13 protein-coding genes are annotated in these 18,396 nt (G+C 59.1%); 2 read left to right on the forward strand and 11 right to left on the reverse strand.

The features are described from left to right. Positions 1-30 precede the first annotated feature (30 nt). Both IAE48_RS13435 and IAE48_RS13440 read left to right on the forward strand, forming a co-directional pair. Positions 31-1,056 (forward strand): M4 family metallopeptidase, encoded by a 1,026-nt coding sequence (locus IAE48_RS13435; protein ID WP_200134694.1) that lies wholly within the window; start codon positions 31-33, stop codon positions 1,054-1,056. Continuing rightward, positions 1,056-1,397 carry a protealysin inhibitor emfourin gene (locus IAE48_RS13440; RefSeq protein ID WP_042713916.1) on the forward strand — a complete coding sequence of 114 codons (342 nt, stop codon included), beginning with the start codon at positions 1,056-1,058 and terminating at the stop codon, positions 1,395-1,397. Before IAE48_RS13435 ends, IAE48_RS13440 begins: the two co-directional genes overlap by 1 nt. Here the strand turns inward: IAE48_RS13440 and IAE48_RS13445 are convergent. The 11 genes from IAE48_RS13445 to IAE48_RS13495 all read right to left on the reverse strand — a co-directional run bounded on the left by IAE48_RS13445 (position 1,394) and on the right by IAE48_RS13495 (position 18,167). Beyond that, the gene (locus IAE48_RS13445) at positions 1,394-1,609 is read right to left on the reverse strand and encodes a zinc ribbon domain-containing protein (RefSeq protein WP_200134695.1); all 216 of its coding nucleotides are present in this window, start codon (positions 1,607-1,609) and stop codon (positions 1,394-1,396) included. The genes IAE48_RS13440 and IAE48_RS13445 overlap by 4 nt on opposite strands. A gap of 86 nt (positions 1,610-1,695) precedes the next feature. Then, a complete protein-coding gene (der, locus tag IAE48_RS13450) occupies positions 1,696-3,171 on the reverse strand; it encodes a ribosome biogenesis GTPase Der (RefSeq protein WP_023481267.1) in 1,476 nt (491 codons plus the stop codon). Between the two features lie 121 nt (positions 3,172-3,292). Next, positions 3,293-4,471, reverse strand: coding sequence for an outer membrane protein assembly factor BamB (gene bamB / locus IAE48_RS13455; RefSeq protein ID WP_042713913.1), 1,179 nt, complete (start codon positions 4,469-4,471; stop codon positions 3,293-3,295). A 10-nt stretch (positions 4,472-4,481) separates the two neighbouring features. After that, on the reverse strand, positions 4,482-5,102 hold the full coding sequence (locus IAE48_RS13460; RefSeq protein ID WP_023481162.1) for a YfgM family protein: 621 nt from the start codon (positions 5,100-5,102) through the stop codon (positions 4,482-4,484). Positions 5,103-5,138: 36 nt separating this feature from the next. Further along, a complete protein-coding gene (hisS, locus tag IAE48_RS13465; protein ID WP_023481178.1) occupies positions 5,139-6,413 on the reverse strand; it encodes a histidine--tRNA ligase in 1,275 nt (424 codons plus the stop codon). A 105-nt stretch (positions 6,414-6,518) separates the two neighbouring features. Next, entirely contained in the window at positions 6,519-7,637 is a 1,119-nt protein-coding gene (ispG, locus tag IAE48_RS13470; protein WP_023481201.1) for a flavodoxin-dependent (E)-4-hydroxy-3-methylbut-2-enyl-diphosphate synthase, read from the reverse strand. A gap of 26 nt (positions 7,638-7,663) precedes the next feature. Continuing rightward, positions 7,664-8,656: a cytoskeleton protein RodZ gene (gene rodZ / locus IAE48_RS13475; RefSeq protein WP_200134696.1), complete on the reverse strand. Its 993-nt coding sequence runs from the start codon at positions 8,654-8,656 to the stop codon at positions 7,664-7,666. A gap of 291 nt (positions 8,657-8,947) precedes the next feature. Further along, the gene (locus IAE48_RS13480; RefSeq protein WP_200134697.1) at positions 8,948-10,114 is read right to left on the reverse strand and encodes a bifunctional tRNA (adenosine(37)-C2)-methyltransferase TrmG/ribosomal RNA large subunit methyltransferase RlmN; all 1,167 of its coding nucleotides are present in this window, start codon (positions 10,112-10,114) and stop codon (positions 8,948-8,950) included. Positions 10,115-10,294: 180 nt separating this feature from the next. Further along, complete coding sequence (gene ndk, locus IAE48_RS13485) at positions 10,295-10,726, reverse strand: nucleoside-diphosphate kinase (RefSeq protein WP_023481239.1); 432 nt, start codon at positions 10,724-10,726, stop codon at positions 10,295-10,297. A 150-nt stretch (positions 10,727-10,876) separates the two neighbouring features. Then, complete coding sequence (pbpC, locus tag IAE48_RS13490; protein WP_200134698.1) at positions 10,877-13,201, reverse strand: peptidoglycan glycosyltransferase PbpC; 2,325 nt, start codon at positions 13,199-13,201, stop codon at positions 10,877-10,879. Position 13,202: 1 nt separating this feature from the next. After that, on the reverse strand, positions 13,203-18,167 hold the full coding sequence (locus tag IAE48_RS13495) for an alpha-2-macroglobulin (protein WP_200134699.1): 4,965 nt from the start codon (positions 18,165-18,167) through the stop codon (positions 13,203-13,205). Positions 18,168-18,396: the final 229 nt, after the last annotated feature.

An 18,396-nucleotide genomic window follows, 5' to 3' on the forward strand; every position in this document is an offset into this window, starting at 1 on the left:
TGTTCTTTTGATTTTATCAAGGAGATCAACATGACCACTCGCTTCCCGCACACCGTTATTCCCCCCTACATTCTCCGTCGCATCATTGACCAGGGCTCTGAGGTTCAGAAGCGCTGCGCGAAACAAACCCTGATGCATGTCCAGACGCTAATGGCGCACAGCCACGGTAAACCGAGCGCTCCGCAGGCGAACTCGCCGGGCGAACTGGTGCGCGATATCTACGATGCGCAACACAAAGAGAGCCTGCCAGGTAAGCAGGTGCGTTATGAAGGGCAGCCTTCTAATGGCGATGTCGCCGTTGATGAGGCCTACGACTATCTTGGCGTCACCCACGACTTTTTCTGGAAAGAGTGGAAACGCAACTCGCTGGATAACAAGGGTCTGGTGCTGAGCGGCACGGTGCATTACGGCCAGGAGTACCAGAACGCCTTCTGGAATGGTCAGCAGATGGTGTTTGGCGATGGCGATGGTGAAATCTTTAACCGTTTCACTATCGCCATTGATGTGGTGGCGCACGAGCTAAGCCACGGCGTCACCGAGTCGGAAGCGGCGCTGATCTACTTTGAACAATCGGGCGCGCTGAACGAATCGCTGTCCGATGTCTTCGGTTCGCTGGTCAAGCAGTACCACCTCAAACAGACCGCAGAGCAGGCAGACTGGATTATCGGTGAAGGGCTATTAGCCGAAGGGATCAACGGCAAAGGGCTGCGTTCGATGTCCGAGCCGGGCACCGCCTATAACGATCCGCTGCTCGGCAAGGATCCGCAGCCCGCGCACATGAAGGACTTTATTAAAACCCGCGAAGATAACGGCGGCGTGCACCTTAACTCCGGTATCCCTAACCGCGCCTTTTATCTTGCGGCCACGGAAATTGGTGGTTATGCCTGGGAAAAAGCGGGCTACGCCTGGTACGATACGGTCTGCGATCGCCAGCTGGCGCAAAACGCCGATTTTGCCGCCTTCGCAAAACTGACCATTCATCACGGCGAAAAGCGTTCCGGTAAAGCGGTGGCAGCGGCCATTGAACAGGCGTGGAAAGATGTCGGAGTCATATAATGAACGAACCCGAACTGACCGACGATGCGGTTGTCGAGCTGGCCCGTGAAGGCGGCGTGGCTTATATCCCGATGCTCGCCGGACGAAGGCGGATTGTTATCGCCCAGTTGACCGACGAGCAGCGTCAGCGGCTGATCGAGATCCTGCACCAGGCGTTACCGCTGGCGCAGCCTCCCGGTCAGGCTGACTCCCCGGGGCGCGGCGACCAGCGCTTTTACCGTTTGCAGATTACCTGGACCACGCGGCAGACGGATATGCTGCTGCTGATCCCGGAGAGCAAAGCGCCGCCGTCGTTCGTTGAGCTGTGGCGCGAAGGCGAAGGCTGTATCTGCAAGCCTTAACGCAGGGTGAATTCGACTCGTTTTTTGGAAATCAGCCCGTGGCAGTGCTGGCAGAAGTAGTCCACCGCGCCACAGGCTTTTAACACCTCAAGCGGCTGGTGACACTCCGGGCAGGCGGCATTCACCTCCATATCTTTATTGCACGTGGCGCAGTGCGCCATGGTTCCGGCGAGTTCAAGCTCACCGTGGCAAGTCGGGCAGTTCAGTTGCATCACGCACTCCTCACAATCGCTTAAGATTGACCTAATGATACACCCTCAGAAACAAAACACCCGCCAGCGGCGGGTGAAGTGAACGGTTACTTACCTTTCTTAAGGTGCTTAATCAGGCGCTTACGCTTACGTAACTGGTTCGGCGTCAGGGTGTTGCGCTTGTCAGCAAACGGGTTCTCGCCCTCTTTGAACTGGATACGGATCGGAGTACCCATCACTTCCAGCGATTTGCGGAAGTAGTTCATCAGATAGCGCTTGTAAGAGTCCGGCAGGTCTTTCACCTGGTTGCCGTGGATCACCACAATCGGCGGGTTGTAACCACCGGCGTGGGCATATTTCAGCTTCACGCGACGGCCACGCACCAGCGGCGGCTGGTGATCTTCTGCCGCCATGTTCATGATGCGGGTCAGCAGCGCAGTGCTGACGCGGCGGGTGGAGCTGTCATAGGCTTCACGTACGGATTCGAACAGGTTACCGACGCCGCTGCCGTGCAGAGCAGAGATAAAGTGCACGCGCGCAAAGTCGATAAAGCCGAGGCGGTAATCGAGCGTCTCTTTCACCTGCTCTCTCACTTCCTGGCTCAGACCGTCCCATTTGTTGACGACAATCACCAGCGAGCGGCCGCTGTTGAGGATAAAGCCCAGCAGGGAGAGATCCTGATCGGAGATGCCTTCGCGGGCATCAATCACCAGCATCACTACGTTGGCGTCTTCAATCGCCTGCAACGTTTTGATAACCGAGAACTTCTCGACCACGTCGGTGATCTTGCCGCGCTTACGCACGCCCGCGGTGTCGATCAGAACATATTCGCGCTCATCGCGCTGCATCGGAATGTAGATGCTGTCGCGGGTGGTGCCCGGCATGTCATACACCACGACGCGGTCTTCACCGAGAATGCGGTTAGTGAGCGTTGACTTACCGACGTTAGGACGCCCGACAATCGCCAGCTTGATCGGCAGATCCTGAGGGTTGAAATCGTCTTCCGGCTCTTCGGCTTCACCGTTCGCCGCGGCTTCAAACTTCGCCCAGTACTCAGCCTCTTCATCCACCTCTTCCGGCGGGTTCAGCTCGTCCATCCACGGCATCAGCACATGCTCAAGCAGGCTGGTGACGCCGCGTCCGTGTGAAGCGGCGATGGCGTGAATTTCGCCAAGGCCAAGGGAGTAGAAGTCAGAAACCGCCTGATCCGGGTCGAGACCATCAGTTTTGTTGGCGACGAGGAAGGTAGCCTTCTCGCGCGAGCGCAGATGCTTGGCGATAGCGATATCGGCCGGCATCAGCCCGGCGCGGGCATCGACCATAAACAGCACGACGTCAGCTTCTTCAATCGCCAGCAGCGACTGCTCCGCCATGCGCGTCTCAACGCCATCTTCGGTGCCATCGATACCGCCGGTATCGATACAGATAAATTCGCGGCCTTCTACTTCAGCACGACCGTACTTACGGTCACGAGTCAGACCCGGAAAATCCGCTACAAGCGCATCACGGGTGCGAGTAAGACGGTTAAATAGCGTGGATTTCCCAACGTTAGGGCGCCCGACAAGCGCGACCACAGGTACCATGTTTAAAGCCTCATTGCAGAAAATTCATTAGCAAAACGTCACGATTTACGCGGCGTTTTAAAAACAGGAAAACGGCTCCTGCAACAGGAGCCGTCTTTCAGATACGACACTCTCAGCGCGCTTAGCGCGTGAGGGCGTACAGCGTGCCGTCTTTCGCCTGGATAAGCAGTTTGCCGCCAGCCACAACCGGCTCGGTCAGGAAGCCGGAACTATCGACTTTCTGCTGGGCAACAAAACGACCATCTTCGACGTTAATCCAGTGGAGATAGCCTTCGCTATCGCCGGTCACAATATAACCATTATAGAGCGCCGGAGAGGTCAGGTTGCGGTGCAGCAGATCGCTCTGCGTCCACAGCGTTACGCCGCCGTCGGTGCTCAGGGCCAGCACGCGATCGTTCTGATCGATGATGTAGATACGGTTGCCATCAATCACAAAATCGCTTACCGAGCCGAGATCGCGTTTCCACATGATCTGGCCGCTGCGCAGATCCAGCGCCGTCATATTACCGTTATACGCCAGCGCGTAAACCACCCCATTGACCACTACCGGCGTGGTATCGACGTCGCTCAGGCGGTCGATCTCGGTCGGGCCATTCGCCTGGGAGATGCGCTGCTGCCAGATCAACTGGCCCTGCTGCATCAGCACGGCGCTGACGCGTCCGTTATCACCGCCAACAATGGCAGCGCCAAACGCGGTGGTCGGCGCAGATTCACCGCGCAGGGAGAGCGACGGCATATCGAGGTTAACGGTCCACTTCACCGCGCCATCCGCTTCGTTCAGCGCCTGCAACTGACCGTTGCTGGTGTGAATCAGCACCAGACCATCGCTGACTACCGGGCGAGAGAGGGCTTCACCCACTACGCCGGTTTTCCAGGCAACGGAACCATCGCTGGCGTTCAGCGCATAGACCTGCGCCTGCTCGGTACCGATATAGACTTTACCGCCGGAAACGGTCACACCGCCGGAAAGCAGCGCGGCGCGGGTGGAGAACCAGCCATCTTTCTCAGCCAGGTTTACCGACCAGATTTCACGGCCATCATCAATGCTGAGCGCTTTCACCACGCCATGACGATCGGCGGCGTAGACCACGCCATCGGCAAAGGCCGGGTGCAGGGTGGAGTAGTACTTGCCGATACCGTTACCGACGGAAGTGCTCCACGACGTTGTCGGCGTGAACTGGTTTTCAACCACCGGCAGCGGCGACATTTTGACAACATCTTCTTCGCTGTTGAAGAGGGAACAGCCGCTCAATAACGTGACGGAAAGCAGCCCTGGCAGTAGTAATTTACGCAATTGCATCGGGTCCCTCTTAGATGGACAAATTATTAATTTTCATCTGCATCATTTCACTCAGCGCAGGAGAAGCATTGTTTTTAATGCCGTTTTCCCATGCGGTGCGCGCACCTTTTTTGTCGCCTTTGCTCAGCAACGCTTCGCCGCGCAGATCCGCAACGATGGCCGACCAGCTTTCACCTTTCACGGCATCCAGCGTTTTCAGCGCCGCGTCCTGCTGCTTCAGTTGTACCTGAATGCGCGCCAGACGGACATTGATCATCGACTTCAGATTCTCATCATCGGTCGCAGCCAGACCCTGTTGCAGCTGTGCAGCGGCTTTTTGCAGATCGTTCTTCTCAACGTAACGCTGAGCCAGCTCAAGCGAAGCCAGCGCACCGTAGCTGTTTTTGTTATCAGCAGCGAATTTTTCCGCCGCGGCATAGGAGTCCTGTTTGCCGGCCTGCAGCGCGCTTACCGCGCTCTCATACGCCTGCGAGGTCTCGCGCGCATTGTCCGCCTGATGGCTGTTCCAGAAACGCCAGCCCACCAGCGCGCCGATACCCAGTACAACCCCAACGGCCAGCGCTTTGCCATTCTCGGCAAAGAAGCGCTTAATCGCGTCTACCTGGTCGTTTTCGTTTTCGTAAATTTCCACGCAGTCCTTCTCCTTAACGATAAATCACCGGGGAGATTAGCCCAGTAGTGTGCGCAAATGCGCCGCAACGCTATCCTGCGTTACCGTACTCTGCTCACCAGAGCGTAAATCCTTCACCACAACATTTCCGTCGGCAATTTCAGACTCGCCGAGCACCAGCGCGACGCGAGCGCCCCACTTATCTGCCCGGGCAAACTGCTTCTTAAAGTTGCCGCCGCCGTGGTTCATCATCAGCCGCACGCCAGGCAGCGCATCGCGCACCTGCTCACCCAGCAGCATCGCTGCGGATTGCGTGTTAGCGCCAGACGCCACCAGGTAAATATCGACAACGGATTCGGCTTTAAATTCCGGATTAACTGCCTGAACCAGCAAAACAAGTCGCTCAAGACCCATCGCGAAGCCAACCGCTGGCGTCGCGCGACCGCCGAGTTGCTCAACCAGGCCATCGTAACGGCCACCGGCGCAGACGGTACCCTGCGCGCCGAGGCTGCTGGTCACCCACTCAAACACGGTGCGGTTGTAGTAATCGAGACCGCGCACCAGGCGCTGGTTAACGGTGTAGGCGATGCCCGCTGCGTCAAGGAAAGCGCAGAGACCGGCAAAGTGCTCGCGTGACTCATCGTCAAGATAATCGCCCAGCTTCGGCGCATCGTTCAGCAGCGCCTGAATATCCGGGTTTTTGGTATCCAGCACGCGCAGCGGGTTGCTGTACATGCGGCGCAGGCAATCTTCGTCGAGCTTATCTTTATGCTGCTCCAGGAACGCCACCAGCGCGTCGCGATAGGTCGCGCGGGCTTCCAGCGAACCGATGGAGTTAAGCTCAAGCGCAACGTGCGAAGCGATACCCAGCTCGCGCCACCAGCGCGCGGTGAGCATAATCAGCTCGGCGTCGATATCCGGCCCCTGCAGGCCAAACACTTCCACACCCAGCTGATGGAACTGACGGTAGCGCCCTTTCTGCGGACGCTCGTAGCGGAACATCGGCCCGACGTACCACAAGCGCTGTTCCTGATTGTACAGAAGACCATGTTCGATGCCGGCGCGTACGCAGCCCGCGGTACCTTCCGGACGCAGCGTCAGGCTGTCGCCATTGCGGTCGTCGAAGGTATACATCTCTTTTTCAACCACGTCGGTCACTTCGCCGATCGCGCGTTTGAATAACGGGGTCTGCTCTACAATCGGCAAACGGATTTCACTGTAACCGTAGCTGCCGAGCACGTTCTTCAGGCTGCTTTCAATGCGCTGCCAGATGGCGGTCTCGCCAGGCAGATAATCGTTCATGCCGCGAATGGCTTGAATATTTTTTGCCACGTTTATTCTCTTTATTAATACAAAAAATGAACCCTCAGGGCGGCGACAAAAGCGGTCGCGCCGGGCGGGCTCATGATACACGGGATGCCAGCCTTGGCGGCACCCTTATTTTTCTACCTGCATGACGTCGATACGGCGCGTCTCATCCAGCATCGCGGCTTTCGCACGAATACGCGCCTCAAGCTGGCTGATCATATCGCCGTTATCGAGGCGATCTTTACGTACGCCATCTTCATACAGGCCGCTTTTCTTATTCCCGCCGGTCACGCCAAGGGTCGAGACCAGCGCTTCGCCCGGCCCGTTCACCACGCAGCCGATAATCGAAACATCCATCGGGGTAATGATATCTTCCAACCGCTGCTCCAGCGCGTTGACCGTACCAATCACGTCAAACTCCTGACGGGAGCAGGTCGGGCAGGCGATAAAGTTGATGCCGCGCGCGCGGATGCGCAGGGATTTGAGGATATCGAAACCGACTTTGATCTCTTCAACCGGATCCGCCGCCAGCGAAATACGCAGCGTATCGCCGATCCCTTCCGAGAGCAGCAGGCCTAAGCCAATCGCCGATTTCACTGAGCCTGCGCGTGCGCCGCCCGCTTCAGTGATCCCAAGATGCAGCGGCTGATCGATCTGCTTCGCCAGCAGACGATAGGACTCAACGGCAAGGAAGACGTCAGAGGCTTTCACGCTCACTTTGAACTGGTCGAAGTTGAGACGATCGAGATGATCCACATGGCGCATGGCCGATTCGAGCAGCGCCTGCGGCGTCGGCTCGCCATACTTCTCCTGCAGATCTTTTTCCAGCGAACCGGCGTTAACGCCGATGCGGATCGGAATGTTTTTATCGCGCGCGCAGTCGACAACGCTGCGAATACGCTCTTCGTTACCGATATTGCCGGGGTTGATGCGCAGGCAATCGACGCCGTACTCGGCGACTTTCAGCGCAATGCGATAGTCAAAGTGGATGTCCGCCACCAGCGGGACACTCACCTGCTGTTTGATAAGCCTGAACGCTTCTGCCGCGTCCATCGTCGGCACCGAGACACGCACGATGTCTGCGCCGACGCGCTCTAATGCTTTGATTTGGTTGACCGTTGCTTCAACATCCGTGGTGCGGGTGTTTGTCATAGACTGCACGGCGATGGGAGCCCCATCGCCGATCGGCACATTACCAACATAAATCCGTTTTGATTTCCGCCGTTGGATCGGCGACTGGTTATGCATGAATGATCTCCCGCGTTGCCCGTCTGTTACTGTGCTGCTGATTGTTCGGCATTGAGGGTCAGACGCGCAACCTGGTTAGTTCTGATAAAACGACTCAGATCGACAGGTTTCCCCTGGAACTGGATCTGCACAGCCGACGGCGCGCCAATTTTCAGTTTATAGGGTGCCTGGCCGGTGAGATTCAGGGTGGCATCTTTACGCTGCATACCGCTAAAGAGTTTTTTACCGGTCGCGTCGCTCACTTCCAGCCAGCAGTCGGCATTAAAGTTCATTACCAGCGCGTTCGCGTCGGCAGATGCGCCCGCTACGCCAGCCTGATCGGTTGGCAGCTGAGAGGCGTTATTGGCGGTAGCAGCAGGCTGCTGGGCAGAAGGTTCAACGTTCGCCTGCGAAGGCGGAACCACGCTGTTCTGGTTAGCGGTGGTGGCAGGCGAGGTGGTTGCAGGTGCCTGCGTGCTGTTGGTCGGAGCCGGGGTTTCAACCGGGGTGGAACCGTTGTCCACCGGGGTAGAGGCAGCCTGGTTATCCAGCGGCACGCTCTGGCCGTTGCTGGCATTAAGCTCGGCGGAGGATTGATCGGCCATGGTGCTGATCTCTTCCTGCTGCGCTTTGTGGTTTTGCCACCACCAGGCGCCCGTCAGGCCGACGACTACAAACAGCACCAGCCAGGTGACGCTCATCAGCCAGCCGTCGCGTTTTTTGCGCGGTTTACCCAGCGCAAAGCCCTGCATCGGTGCGACTTTAGCCGCGCGAATCGGCGCTTGTTTCTCAAGGATCGGCAGCAGCTCTTCTTCGGGAATGTGCACCAGGCGAGCATAGGAGCGGATATAACCGCGCACAAAGGTGGATGCCAGATCGGCAGGCGACCTGTCCTCTTCGATATCGCGTACCGTGGAGACCTTCAGGCACAAGCGTTCGGCAACCGCTTGCTGGCTGAGTCCAAGTTGCTCACGAGCATTGCGCAGACGAACGCCCGTGGATTGTGCTTCGTTTTGGTCTTGAGTGGCTTCAGTATTCATTCGCTACAACTACTGGTACGTGAAAAGTAAACACACAGGCGCGCGTAACCGCATAACCTACACACGCCGCGAAAAATCCGGGTCAGTTAAACGTAGACCCACAGTATAAGACTGTCAGGTTCGTGATAACAGGACGGCTTTCAGCACTATTTGCTAAGCCGTTGTTCCAGCATTACATACTGCCTCAAAGTAAGAGGAAACGCACCGTAATTATTAACGGCCTCTATATAAGCAGGCCAAATATTCAACATATTCCAAACCTGCGGCACCAACTTCGCGCCGCAGTCACGCTTACAGTGCTTTAACCGCGATCGGCTCGCCCTGCAGACGTTTACGCATCGTGCGCTTGGTACGGTCGATCACCTCGCCCGCCAGCTGACCACAGGCGGCGTCGATATCGTCGCCACGGGTTTTACGCACAATGGTGGTGAAACCGTAGCTCATCAGCACCTTGCAGAAACGGTCGATACGGCTGTTGGAGCTGCGGCCATACGGCGCGCCCGGGAAGGGGTTCCACGGGATCAGGTTGATCTTGCACGGCGTATCTTTCAGCAGCTCGGCCAGCTCATGGGCGTGTTCGGTGCCGTCATTGACGTGATCCAGCATCACATACTCAATGGTCACGCGGCCCTGGTTGGCATTGGACTTCTCCAGGTAGCGGCGCACCGACCCGAGGAAGGTTTCGATATTGTACTTTTTGTTGATCGGCACAATTTCATCGCGAATGGCGTCATTCGGCGCATGCAGTGAGATCGCCAGCGCAACGTCAATCATATCGCCGAGCTTGTCGAGCGCCGGAACAACGCCGGAGGTCGAGAGCGTCACGCGGCGTTTGGAGAGACCAAAGCCGAAATCATCCAGCATGATCTCCATCGCTGGCACCACGTTGGTGAGGTTCAGCAGCGGTTCGCCCATGCCCATCATCACCACGTTGGTGATCGGGCGGTTGCCGGTCACACGGGCAGCGCCGATGATTTTCGCCGCGCGCCACACCTGGCCGATGATTTCCGATACGCGCAGGTTGCGGTTAAAGCCCTGCTGCGCCGTGGAGCAGAATTTGCACTCCAGCGCACAACCCACCTGGGAGGAGACGCAGAGCGTCGCGCGATCTTCTTCCGGGATATAGACGGTTTCAACGCGCTGATCGCCGACGGCGATAGCCCATTTGATGGTGCCATCAGAAGAGCGCTGCTCCTCGACGACTTCAGGGGCGCGGATCTCCGCGACCTCTTTTAACTTGCCGCGCAGCACTTTGTTGATGTCGGTCATCTCATCAAAGTCGTCGCAGCAGTAGTGATACATCCACTTCATCACCTGGTCGGCGCGGAAGGGTTTTTCGCCTAAGTTTTTGAAAAACTCACGCATCTGCTGACGGTTAAGATCCAGCAGGTTAATTTTTGCATCTTTGTTTGGAACCGTGAGAGCGCCGCTCTCAGACATGGCAATTTGTTCAGACATATTTTATTCCGGCCTCGTTATTACACGTTGTGGCCCGTGGAGGGTTAAAAAGAAGCGCCCCAGGCAAGCTTCAGCTCATCCTGGGGCGCAACATTGTACAAATTCTGTCGCACAGATACCACGCCTGGACGCGGCATTTACCAATTAAAGTGTAAATCTCGTTACACAGTTAACCGGAAATTAACGGGTGCGCGGGCAAACTTCGCCTTCAGCGAAGAAGTAAGCGATTTCGCGAGCGGCAGATTCAACGGAGTCGGAACCGTGGGTGCCGTTCTCGGTGAAGCTGTCTGCGTAATCTGCGCGCAGGGTACCGGCCAGTGCGTTGTCCGGGTTGGTTGCGCCCAGCAGGTCGCGGTGACGCTGAACGGCGTTTTCGCCTTCCAGTACGGAAACCACGATCGGGCCGGAGGTCATGAACTCAACCAGGCCATCAAAGAACGGGCGACCTTCGTGCTCAGCGTAGAAGCCGCGCGCCTGCTCAACGGTCAGGTGCAGCATTTTGGTGCCAACGATTTTAAAACCTGCCGCTTCAAAGCGAGAGAAGATGTTACCAATAACGTTTTTTGCCACCGCGTTCGGCTTGATGATGGAAAAAGTACGTTCAATAGCCATGATTACCTCAGTAAGTTGTTCTGTTGCCCTGAATAGGTGTGGCGCGGATTATAAAGAGCAACACCGGTCTTGCCTATGGATTAAGGTAACATTTTTTTAAAATAAGACGAGTTTGAGCAACACCAACAGCCCGGTGCGCCCTTTCTCACCCTATTGCACCGTAAACTGCACGGCGGCAACCTGCCCCGCCTCATCCATTACCACCAGTTGATAGTCGCCGGCTTTATCAAGCTTCAGGCTCAATAGCGTGCCGCGCGCCGTCAACGGTTCCCCGTTCAAAAACCACCAGCGCCCCCCTTCCCCACCGCTGCTTTGCAGAGGAAGAATCGCAAAATCCTGACCGGGCACGCGCTTGATCACTGCCCCTTCGCGCACACCGTTTAACAACAGCGGCGGCGGGGCGTTCTCATCCCGCGGCGGGCAAACATGGTCCGCAGGCGGTAAGCGTGCGGCGCGACGCTCGCCGGGCGGCAGCCACGGCTCAAGCGGCAGCGGCCAGACGATCCAGTTTTTCTGCTGCGCATCCGGGCAATCCGCCGCCACGCGCCGCCCCTGATGGTTCAGCCACAGCGGAAAACTGATGCCGTGTAGCCCTTCCTGCTCCGGCATTAACAGCGTCGGCGGCTGGCTGCCATCAAGTAACCAGGTAGCAAGGCGGCGGCGGCAGTTACTGTCTCCGGCAGGCAGGCTCTGCCCGCCCGGCCAGCAGATCACCCCGCTGCTTACCGACGCCGGACGCGGGTCGCGCGGCAAACGCGCCTGATCCAGCGCGGAGCGCGGTTGCAGCAGATTGTTCACCTGATTGAGCAGCGGCACGGCGCTGGCAAAACCAAACTGCCCGGCAACCGGCGTGCCGTCCGGGCGACCGGTCCAGATACCGATCACATACCGGGAGTTGAGGCCGATGGCCCAGGCATCCCGGTAGCCATAGCTGGTGCCGGTTTTCCACGCCAGCGGCACCACCTGCGGCAGCGCGCTGTCCGGCACCGGCTGCGCTTCATTCGCCAGGATCCGGCGGATAATCCACGCCGCGCCCGGCGACATCAGGCGGCGTTCAGCCAGCGGCTCATCGGGCGTCAGCCTTAACTTGCCCGCTTTACCTTCGCGGGCAAAAGCGCTGTAGGCAGCAGCGATATCCTCCAGCCGCGCGCCCGCGCCGCCGAGGATCAGCGACAGGTTTGGCTCAGCACCGGCGGGGAGCATCAGCGGCAGCCCGATATTGCGCAAATTAGCGGCAAATTTTTTCGGCCCGTAGGCCTCCAGTACCTGTACCGCAGGCAGATTGAGCGAGCGTACCAGCGCCTCGTTCATGCTCACCGGGCCATGAAAACCGCTGTCGAAGTTACCGGGGCGATAATCCCCGACGCGCCGCGGTACATCCTGCAACAGCGATGCGGGGTGGATCAGCCCTTCGTCCAGCGCCAGGCCGTAGATAAAGGGTTTCAGCACCGATCCCGGCGAGCGCACGGCGCTGACCATATCAACATGGCTGAAACGGCTGTCGTCGTTGATATCCACCGACCCCACCCAGCCGCGCACTTTCATATCCGTATGGTCGACCACGATGATCGCCAGCGAACTGCGCATCGGCAGCCGGGATTTAACGCTCAGCGCCAGCTCCTCCAGTTGCCTTTGCAGGCTGGCGTCCAGCGTGGTGGTCACCTTCAGCTTTTTGTTCGCGCCCAGCATGCGGCGGGCAAAGAGCGGTGCCAGCTGCGGCATCTGCCGCGGCGCTAGCCACACCGGCTCCTCGCGTGACTCTTTCACCTGCGCCACTGGCCACACCTGCTGCGTCACCATGCGATCCAGCACTTTATCGCGCGCCGCCTGCGCCCGCTGCGGCCAGCGGTCCGGGCGTAAACGGCTCGGCGCCTGCGGCAGCACGGCAAGCAGTGCCGCTTCCGCATAGCTCAGTTTTGAGGGCGGCTTGCCGAGATAGGCCCAGCTCGCTGCGCCGACACCTTGCAGAGTGCCACCAAAGGGCGCGCGGTTGAGGTAGATGGTCAAAATGTCGCGCTTGGAGAGATGCCACTCCAGCTGCATCGCCCGCCACAGCTGGCGAACTTTGCCACCAAAGGTACGCGGATGCGGGTCAAGCAGACGCGCTACCTGCATGGTGAGCGTACTGCCGCCGGAAACCACGCGCCCGTAGCGCAGATCCTGCCAGGCCGCACGCGCAATAGAGAAGGGGTTAACGCCGGGATGGTCCCAGAACCAGCGATCTTCATACTGGATAAGCGCCTGCAAATAGCGCGGCGAGACCTCTTCAATAGTGACCGGATAGCGCCAGATGCCGTCGGCATCAGCAAAACGCCACAGCGGCGTGCCATCTTCAGCCACCACCACCCGCGCGGGTGACACCTCGTTCAGGGGCAGTGGCCAGATTTTATCGGCGGCGATAACCAGCAGCACAAAGAGAAGAGGCACACCCGCCAGCCAGCGCCAGCGGGTGCGTATCAGAGAGACGATCTTCACGTTATGGCGTGATGATCAACGGGCCGCTGGCCGCGCCGGTTGCCCGCCACTGCGGAACATACATTGATTCCACCTGCGGAGCCGGAACCTGGTAGGTGCCAGGCGTCACCGCACGTGCCAGATAGACCAGCGTGACCGGCTGCCCTTCGCTCACAGGTACGGCGGCGACAAAGCGATCGTCACGGAACTCCATATGCTGAATATCGGCCTGCTGCATGCGGTTGAGCAGCTCCTGCACTTCGCTGCCGCTCTCCTGCAGGCTGGCACTGCTGCTGGCCAGGTTCTGGTTTTCCAGCTCCAGACCGGCAGGCAGCAGATCGACCACCAGCGCGTCCGGGACGTTCTGGCTGGCCGTCACTTCCAGCCATACCAGCACCAGCTCACCGCTCTTCAGGGAAGAGAGCGGCTTGCTGCGCCCGTCGGTGCCGAGCACGTTGCGCTCGATATGCAGGACTTTGCCCGAAGGTGCCGGAGCCTGCTCCGGGTAGCCTGTCGTGTCGAGACGCAGCCACAGCGGTGTGGTGCCGCTGTTGGTCACCTGCAATGCACTCAGCTGGTCAGCCTCAAGGTTACGGCTCTGCGCGGTGTTACCGGCCAGCATCGCGGTATCAAGCGAGGTTTGCGCCTGCCAGTTACCGGTGCTGTTTTGCAGATTGCGGCCTGCCATAAACAGCGCGTTGCTCTCCTGGGTTGAGAGCCAGCGCTGGCTGTAGGCCTGCTCGGAGAGCGTAGCCAGCAGGTGCGCCTGCGCATCCGGCAGCAGCTTGTTGTCTTCCAGCAGCGCCAGCATCAGCGCGTTATCACGCAGGTTGCTGCCGTAATCCGCCAGCCAGCGGTTTTCCGCAATGCGATCGGTTTTCAGCGCCAGCGCGATAGCCTGATCGCCGCGCTGTGCATCGCCCATCAGCTTCAGCGCAACGCCAAGCTGCATTAACGGCAGCCCCGCTTTCGCCTGCTCGTGGCGCTGCCAGATTTCACGCAGCGCGCCCAGCGGCGCTTTCTGCTGACGTGCCAGCACCAGCCCGGCGTAGCTCTGCACGGCAAACTTGGTCGCTGGCAGATCGTCGCTGTAGCGCACCGCCATCGCCGCCGGATCCTGCAAATAGCGCAGCAAGCGGTTGTTGGCGTTGTTCAGCGCTTCAGCCGGAACGCTGTAGCCCTGCGCCGAGGCGCTGACGAGGAAATCGGTCACGTAGGCGGTCAGCCAGTACTCTTCCGAGCCGCTCTTATCCCACAGAGAGAACCCGCCGTCGTCACGCTGCATCTGCAACAGGCGGGAGATGCCGATATCCACCGCCGCGCGGCGCTGCTCATCGCTCTCGCCTTTGATGCCGAGCGCTTTAAGCTGTGCAGCGTTGGTGTAGAGCGACGGGAAAAGCCCGCTGGCGGTCTGCTCCAGGCAGCCGTACGGGTAGGCGCGCAGCTCCTGAATGTAACGGGCGATATTGAGCGGCGGTTTACCGCTCAGCAGCAAGCGACCCTGCAGCGTAGCAGGCGAGATGCCCGCCAGATGCTGGCCCGGCACCTGCCAGCTTTCGCCCGGATTGAGCATCGCACCGGTGTTGATGGTCTGCGCGGCGAAAGGTGGGCGTACGCCAATCTTCCACTGCTTCTGCTGCGGTGCAAAGGTTTCGCCCGGCAGCGCAAGGCCGCTGATTTGCGCGGCAATCTCGCCGTCACCGAAGCCATCCAGCGCGCGCACCGGAATAAAGAGCGTGGTGCGTTTACCGGCCGCGAGCGTCACGCTCTGGGTAGCAGCACCCTCAAGTGAGAGCAGACCGCTTGCCGTCAGATCGACATTCAGGGTTTGCGGCTTGTCCGTCAGGTTGCTGAGATCCAGCGTCAGGCGTGAGGTGTCACCGCTGCCAAGGAAGCGCGGCGTGTTCAGCTCGGCAATCACCGGGGCTGCGACTACCACTTTGCTTTCGCTGCTGCCAAAATCGTCTGCCGTCCAGGCCTGCGCCATGACACGCAGTTCCCCGTTGAAGTCACCAATCGGCATCGTTACGGTGCCTTCGCCGTTTTCATCCAGCGTCACCGGCTGCGCCTGCTGGGCAATGATGGTGACGTGGTTAACCGGCGGTTTGCCGCCGCGGTTCAGCTCATCGCCATCACCACCGAAGCGCAGCGCCGCAAGACGACCCTGGCCTTCAATCACCTGGCCGTAGATATCATAGATATCGGCGCCATAGCGTTTCTGGCCAAAGAAGGCCTGCCACGGATCCGGCGTTACGTAATCAGTAATGTTCAGCACCCCGCTGTCGACGGCAGAGAGCAGGACGTTAACCTGTTTCGGCGTCGCGCCATCTTTCATTGAGGCTTTGACTTTGACCTTCAGCGGCTGGTTAGGACGCATTTTTTGCGGGGCGTCGAGGGCAATCTCCAGGCGGCGGTTCTCATCACCCATCGGCAGATGCAGCAGGCCGACCGCGCGTTTTGGCGTGGCGGATTTCGACTTATCGCCAGGGCGCACCACCAGCGTGCTGATATAGAGATCGTGGCGCTGCCACTTCTGATCGACCGGGATCGAGAGATCCAGCCCGTCAGCAGGCACGTCAATCTCCTGCCACCAGAGCGGGCCTTCGCTGGATTCGATCATCGCATAGCCTTTACCGGCGGCTGGGGCGGTGACGTGCAGCTTAACGGTATCGCCCGCTTTGTAAGAGGGTTTATCGAGCTTCATGGTGACGCGATCCGGGCGTGCCGCACCGGCGCCGTCGCTGTTATCCTGCCAGCTGTAGCCAGCCCAGAAACGCACGCTGCTGACGGTCTCATCCGGGCCTTTGACCTCCAGACGATAGGAGCCCCAGTCCACCGGGAAGGTGACTTTGCCGGTCTCATCGGCCTTCAGCGTCAGGCTCTGCTCGCCTTCCACCAGATCTTTCTGGTTGAACTGCGACTGCCAGCCGTCATTTTCTGACCAGTTCCAGAAGTAGTCGCGGCGCTCGCGGATCAGGCGCACCTGCAGATCGCTGACCGCTTTTTTGTTGCCCTGCGCGTCGGCATAGACGATATCGAACGCGGCGTTACCGCCCTCATCGACAATCGGCTGATTGACGGTGGTGTCGGTGCGGTAGTCATAGACCGCTTTTGAAGCAAACTGCGGGCGAATCCCTGGCAGAGCGGGCGCAGGCCAGATTGCCTGCTCCGCGCGGCGGGTCACCGGACGACCGCCCGACTCCAGCAGGCTGGCCTGCAGAATCACTTCCAGCGGCGAGTGGGAATCCTGCCACTGGCTCGGCGTGGTCACTTCGCCTTTGCCCTCATCATCAAGGGTCAGATGGGTCTCATCGAGGCTGCGGCTCAGGTTCTCTTCGGCGATATCGCCAAACTGGAAGCCCGGCAGCGCGGCAACCGCTTCACGCAGCGGGCGCAGGAACAGCTGACCCTGCAGGGCGTTGCCGCTGGCAGGCGCGCCATAGAGATAGTGGCCTTCAATGCTAAACACCACGTCTGCTGCGGGAGCCAGTGGCGTCGGCTGCGGCGTAACGTTCAGCGCCATGCGCTCCGGCATAAAGTCTTCTACATGGAAGCTCCACTCGCGCGACAGGTTGTCACCGGTATTGGCGCGAATATGCCACATACCGGTCTGCGCGCTGGCGTCCAGCGCATAAGTGAAGTGATAGAGGCCGTTCTGCGGCTGGCTCACCACCGAGCGAACCACCTGCCCGTCCGGTTTTACCACTTCCAGCTTCACCGGCTGTGCGGCAATCGGCTTGCCGTCGCTGTCGCGCAGCAGGCCGTTGAGGATCACCGTTTCGCCAGGGCGATAGAGATCGCGCGGGCCAAACATAAAGAACTGTTTGCTGTAGCCGGGATCGCCGGTAATGGCGAACTCGGCGAGATCCAGCGCCGGGAGGTTAAGGTCGAGCAGCGTAGTCTCGCCCTCTTTACGCGCCAGCAGCAGCGCGCCCTCTTTATCGGTGCTTAAGGTGGCGTGACCATCGCTGTCGGTCTTCGCCTGCGCCAGGCTCTGCCCCTTATCATTGAGCAGCATCACGTCGATACCGCCAAGCGCTGCGCCACTTTCCAGCCCCTGGGTGAAGATATCCAGGCGGTTATGGTAACGGTGCGCAGAGAGGCCAATGTTGCTGAGCGTGAAGAGCGTCGCGGCATTGCTGTAGTTGTAGTGCCCCGCCTGGTTCATCACGGCGATATAGACGCCCGCCTGCTGCAGCGGTTTGATGCTGCTCAGCGGCAGCATCAGTTTTTCGCGGGTGTTGCGCGCCGGGTTAAGATCAAAACGCCCGGTATAGACCAGATCCGCCATCTTCAGCAGCGTATCGGACTCCCAGTTGGAGAGCGAACTGCGGTACTCCCACTGGCTAATGAATGAGGCCAGCGATTCCGGCTTTACGCGGTAGAAGTTGATGTCGACATTTTCGACGTTGAGCGCCATCACCGGCAACCCTTCAACCACTTTGCCCGGCAGCAGCGAGCCGCGGCTGGCAAAGCCTACGCTCGGCTGAATATCCTGGGTGGTGATCGACTTCTCGAAACTCTTGCCGAAGGTGGCTTTATTAAGCGCTACCAGCCCGCTCTCCACCGACACCAGCAGTTCGCGGTTCGGCTCAAGGTGGCGCAGGCGCAGCTCTTTCAGGTTCGGAGCCAGTTCCCAGGCACCGTCGACCTTGCCGCTCTTCTTATCGACCAGATGCACCACCTGGGCGAAGTTCTGATCCGGATCGAGCGGCACCGAGAAGGTCAGCACCAGCGTGGCGCTGCCGTCGAGCTGCACTTCGGACGCATCCAGCAAGTTTAAGGGTTTGCCTTCGCTACGCGCGGCAAGTTCATCGCGTTTGGCTTTATCCGGCATGGCTGCTGCCGCAGGCGTTTGCGCGGCGGATGAGGCGGACGCGGGTTCAGGCGCGCTGGCGCTCTTCGGTTTATCGTTATTGTCACAGCCTGCAAGCGTGAAGGCGGTGAGGAGCGCGAAAGTCAGCGCCGCGTAACGTAGCGGTTTCATTCTGTATCCCTGAGTGATTGACCCGTTGTGAGAGGCGTCGTCATTATCATTCGCAACGGTTAGAAATACAAAATATCTGATGGATTCTGGAAAGCATCTCGCAAAGCGCATTTTTTGCGCGACGCCCGTGATGTTAGGCCGATCACACCCCGTGACGTAACATGTAACGTTGCGCGTCATTTGTTTTTAAAACAATAAGATAGATAGCGACAACACCCGACCGACTGCT

The organism is Kosakonia sp. S57 (assembly GCF_016516575.1).
Classification (GTDB): domain Bacteria; phylum Pseudomonadota; class Gammaproteobacteria; order Enterobacterales; family Enterobacteriaceae; genus Kosakonia; species Kosakonia cowanii.

Excerpts from the sequence above, each read along its gene's own strand:
- der (WP_023481267.1), bottom strand. The coding sequence starts at position 3,171 with ATGGTACCTGTGGTCGCGCTTGTCGGGCGCCCTAACGTTGGGAAATCC.
- ispG (WP_023481201.1), bottom strand. The coding sequence starts at position 7,637 with ATGCATAACCAGTCGCCGATCCAACGGCGGAAATCAAAACGGATTTAT.
- IAE48_RS13445 (WP_200134695.1), bottom strand. The coding sequence starts at position 1,609 with ATGCAACTGAACTGCCCGACTTGCCACGGTGAGCTTGAACTCGCCGGA.
- IAE48_RS13495 (WP_200134699.1), bottom strand. The coding sequence starts at position 18,167 with ATGAAACCGCTACGTTACGCGGCGCTGACTTTCGCGCTCCTCACCGCC.
- ndk (WP_023481239.1), bottom strand. The coding sequence starts at position 10,726 with ATGGCTATTGAACGTACTTTTTCCATCATCAAGCCGAACGCGGTGGCA.
- bamB (WP_042713913.1), bottom strand. The coding sequence starts at position 4,471 with ATGCAATTGCGTAAATTACTACTGCCAGGGCTGCTTTCCGTCACGTTA.
- IAE48_RS13440 (WP_042713916.1), top strand. The coding sequence starts at position 1,056 with ATGAACGAACCCGAACTGACCGACGATGCGGTTGTCGAGCTGGCCCGT.
- rodZ (WP_200134696.1), bottom strand. The coding sequence starts at position 8,656 with ATGAATACTGAAGCCACTCAAGACCAAAACGAAGCACAATCCACGGGC.
- IAE48_RS13435 (WP_200134694.1), top strand. The coding sequence starts at position 31 with ATGACCACTCGCTTCCCGCACACCGTTATTCCCCCCTACATTCTCCGT.
- IAE48_RS13480 (WP_200134697.1), bottom strand. The coding sequence starts at position 10,114 with ATGTCTGAACAAATTGCCATGTCTGAGAGCGGCGCTCTCACGGTTCCA.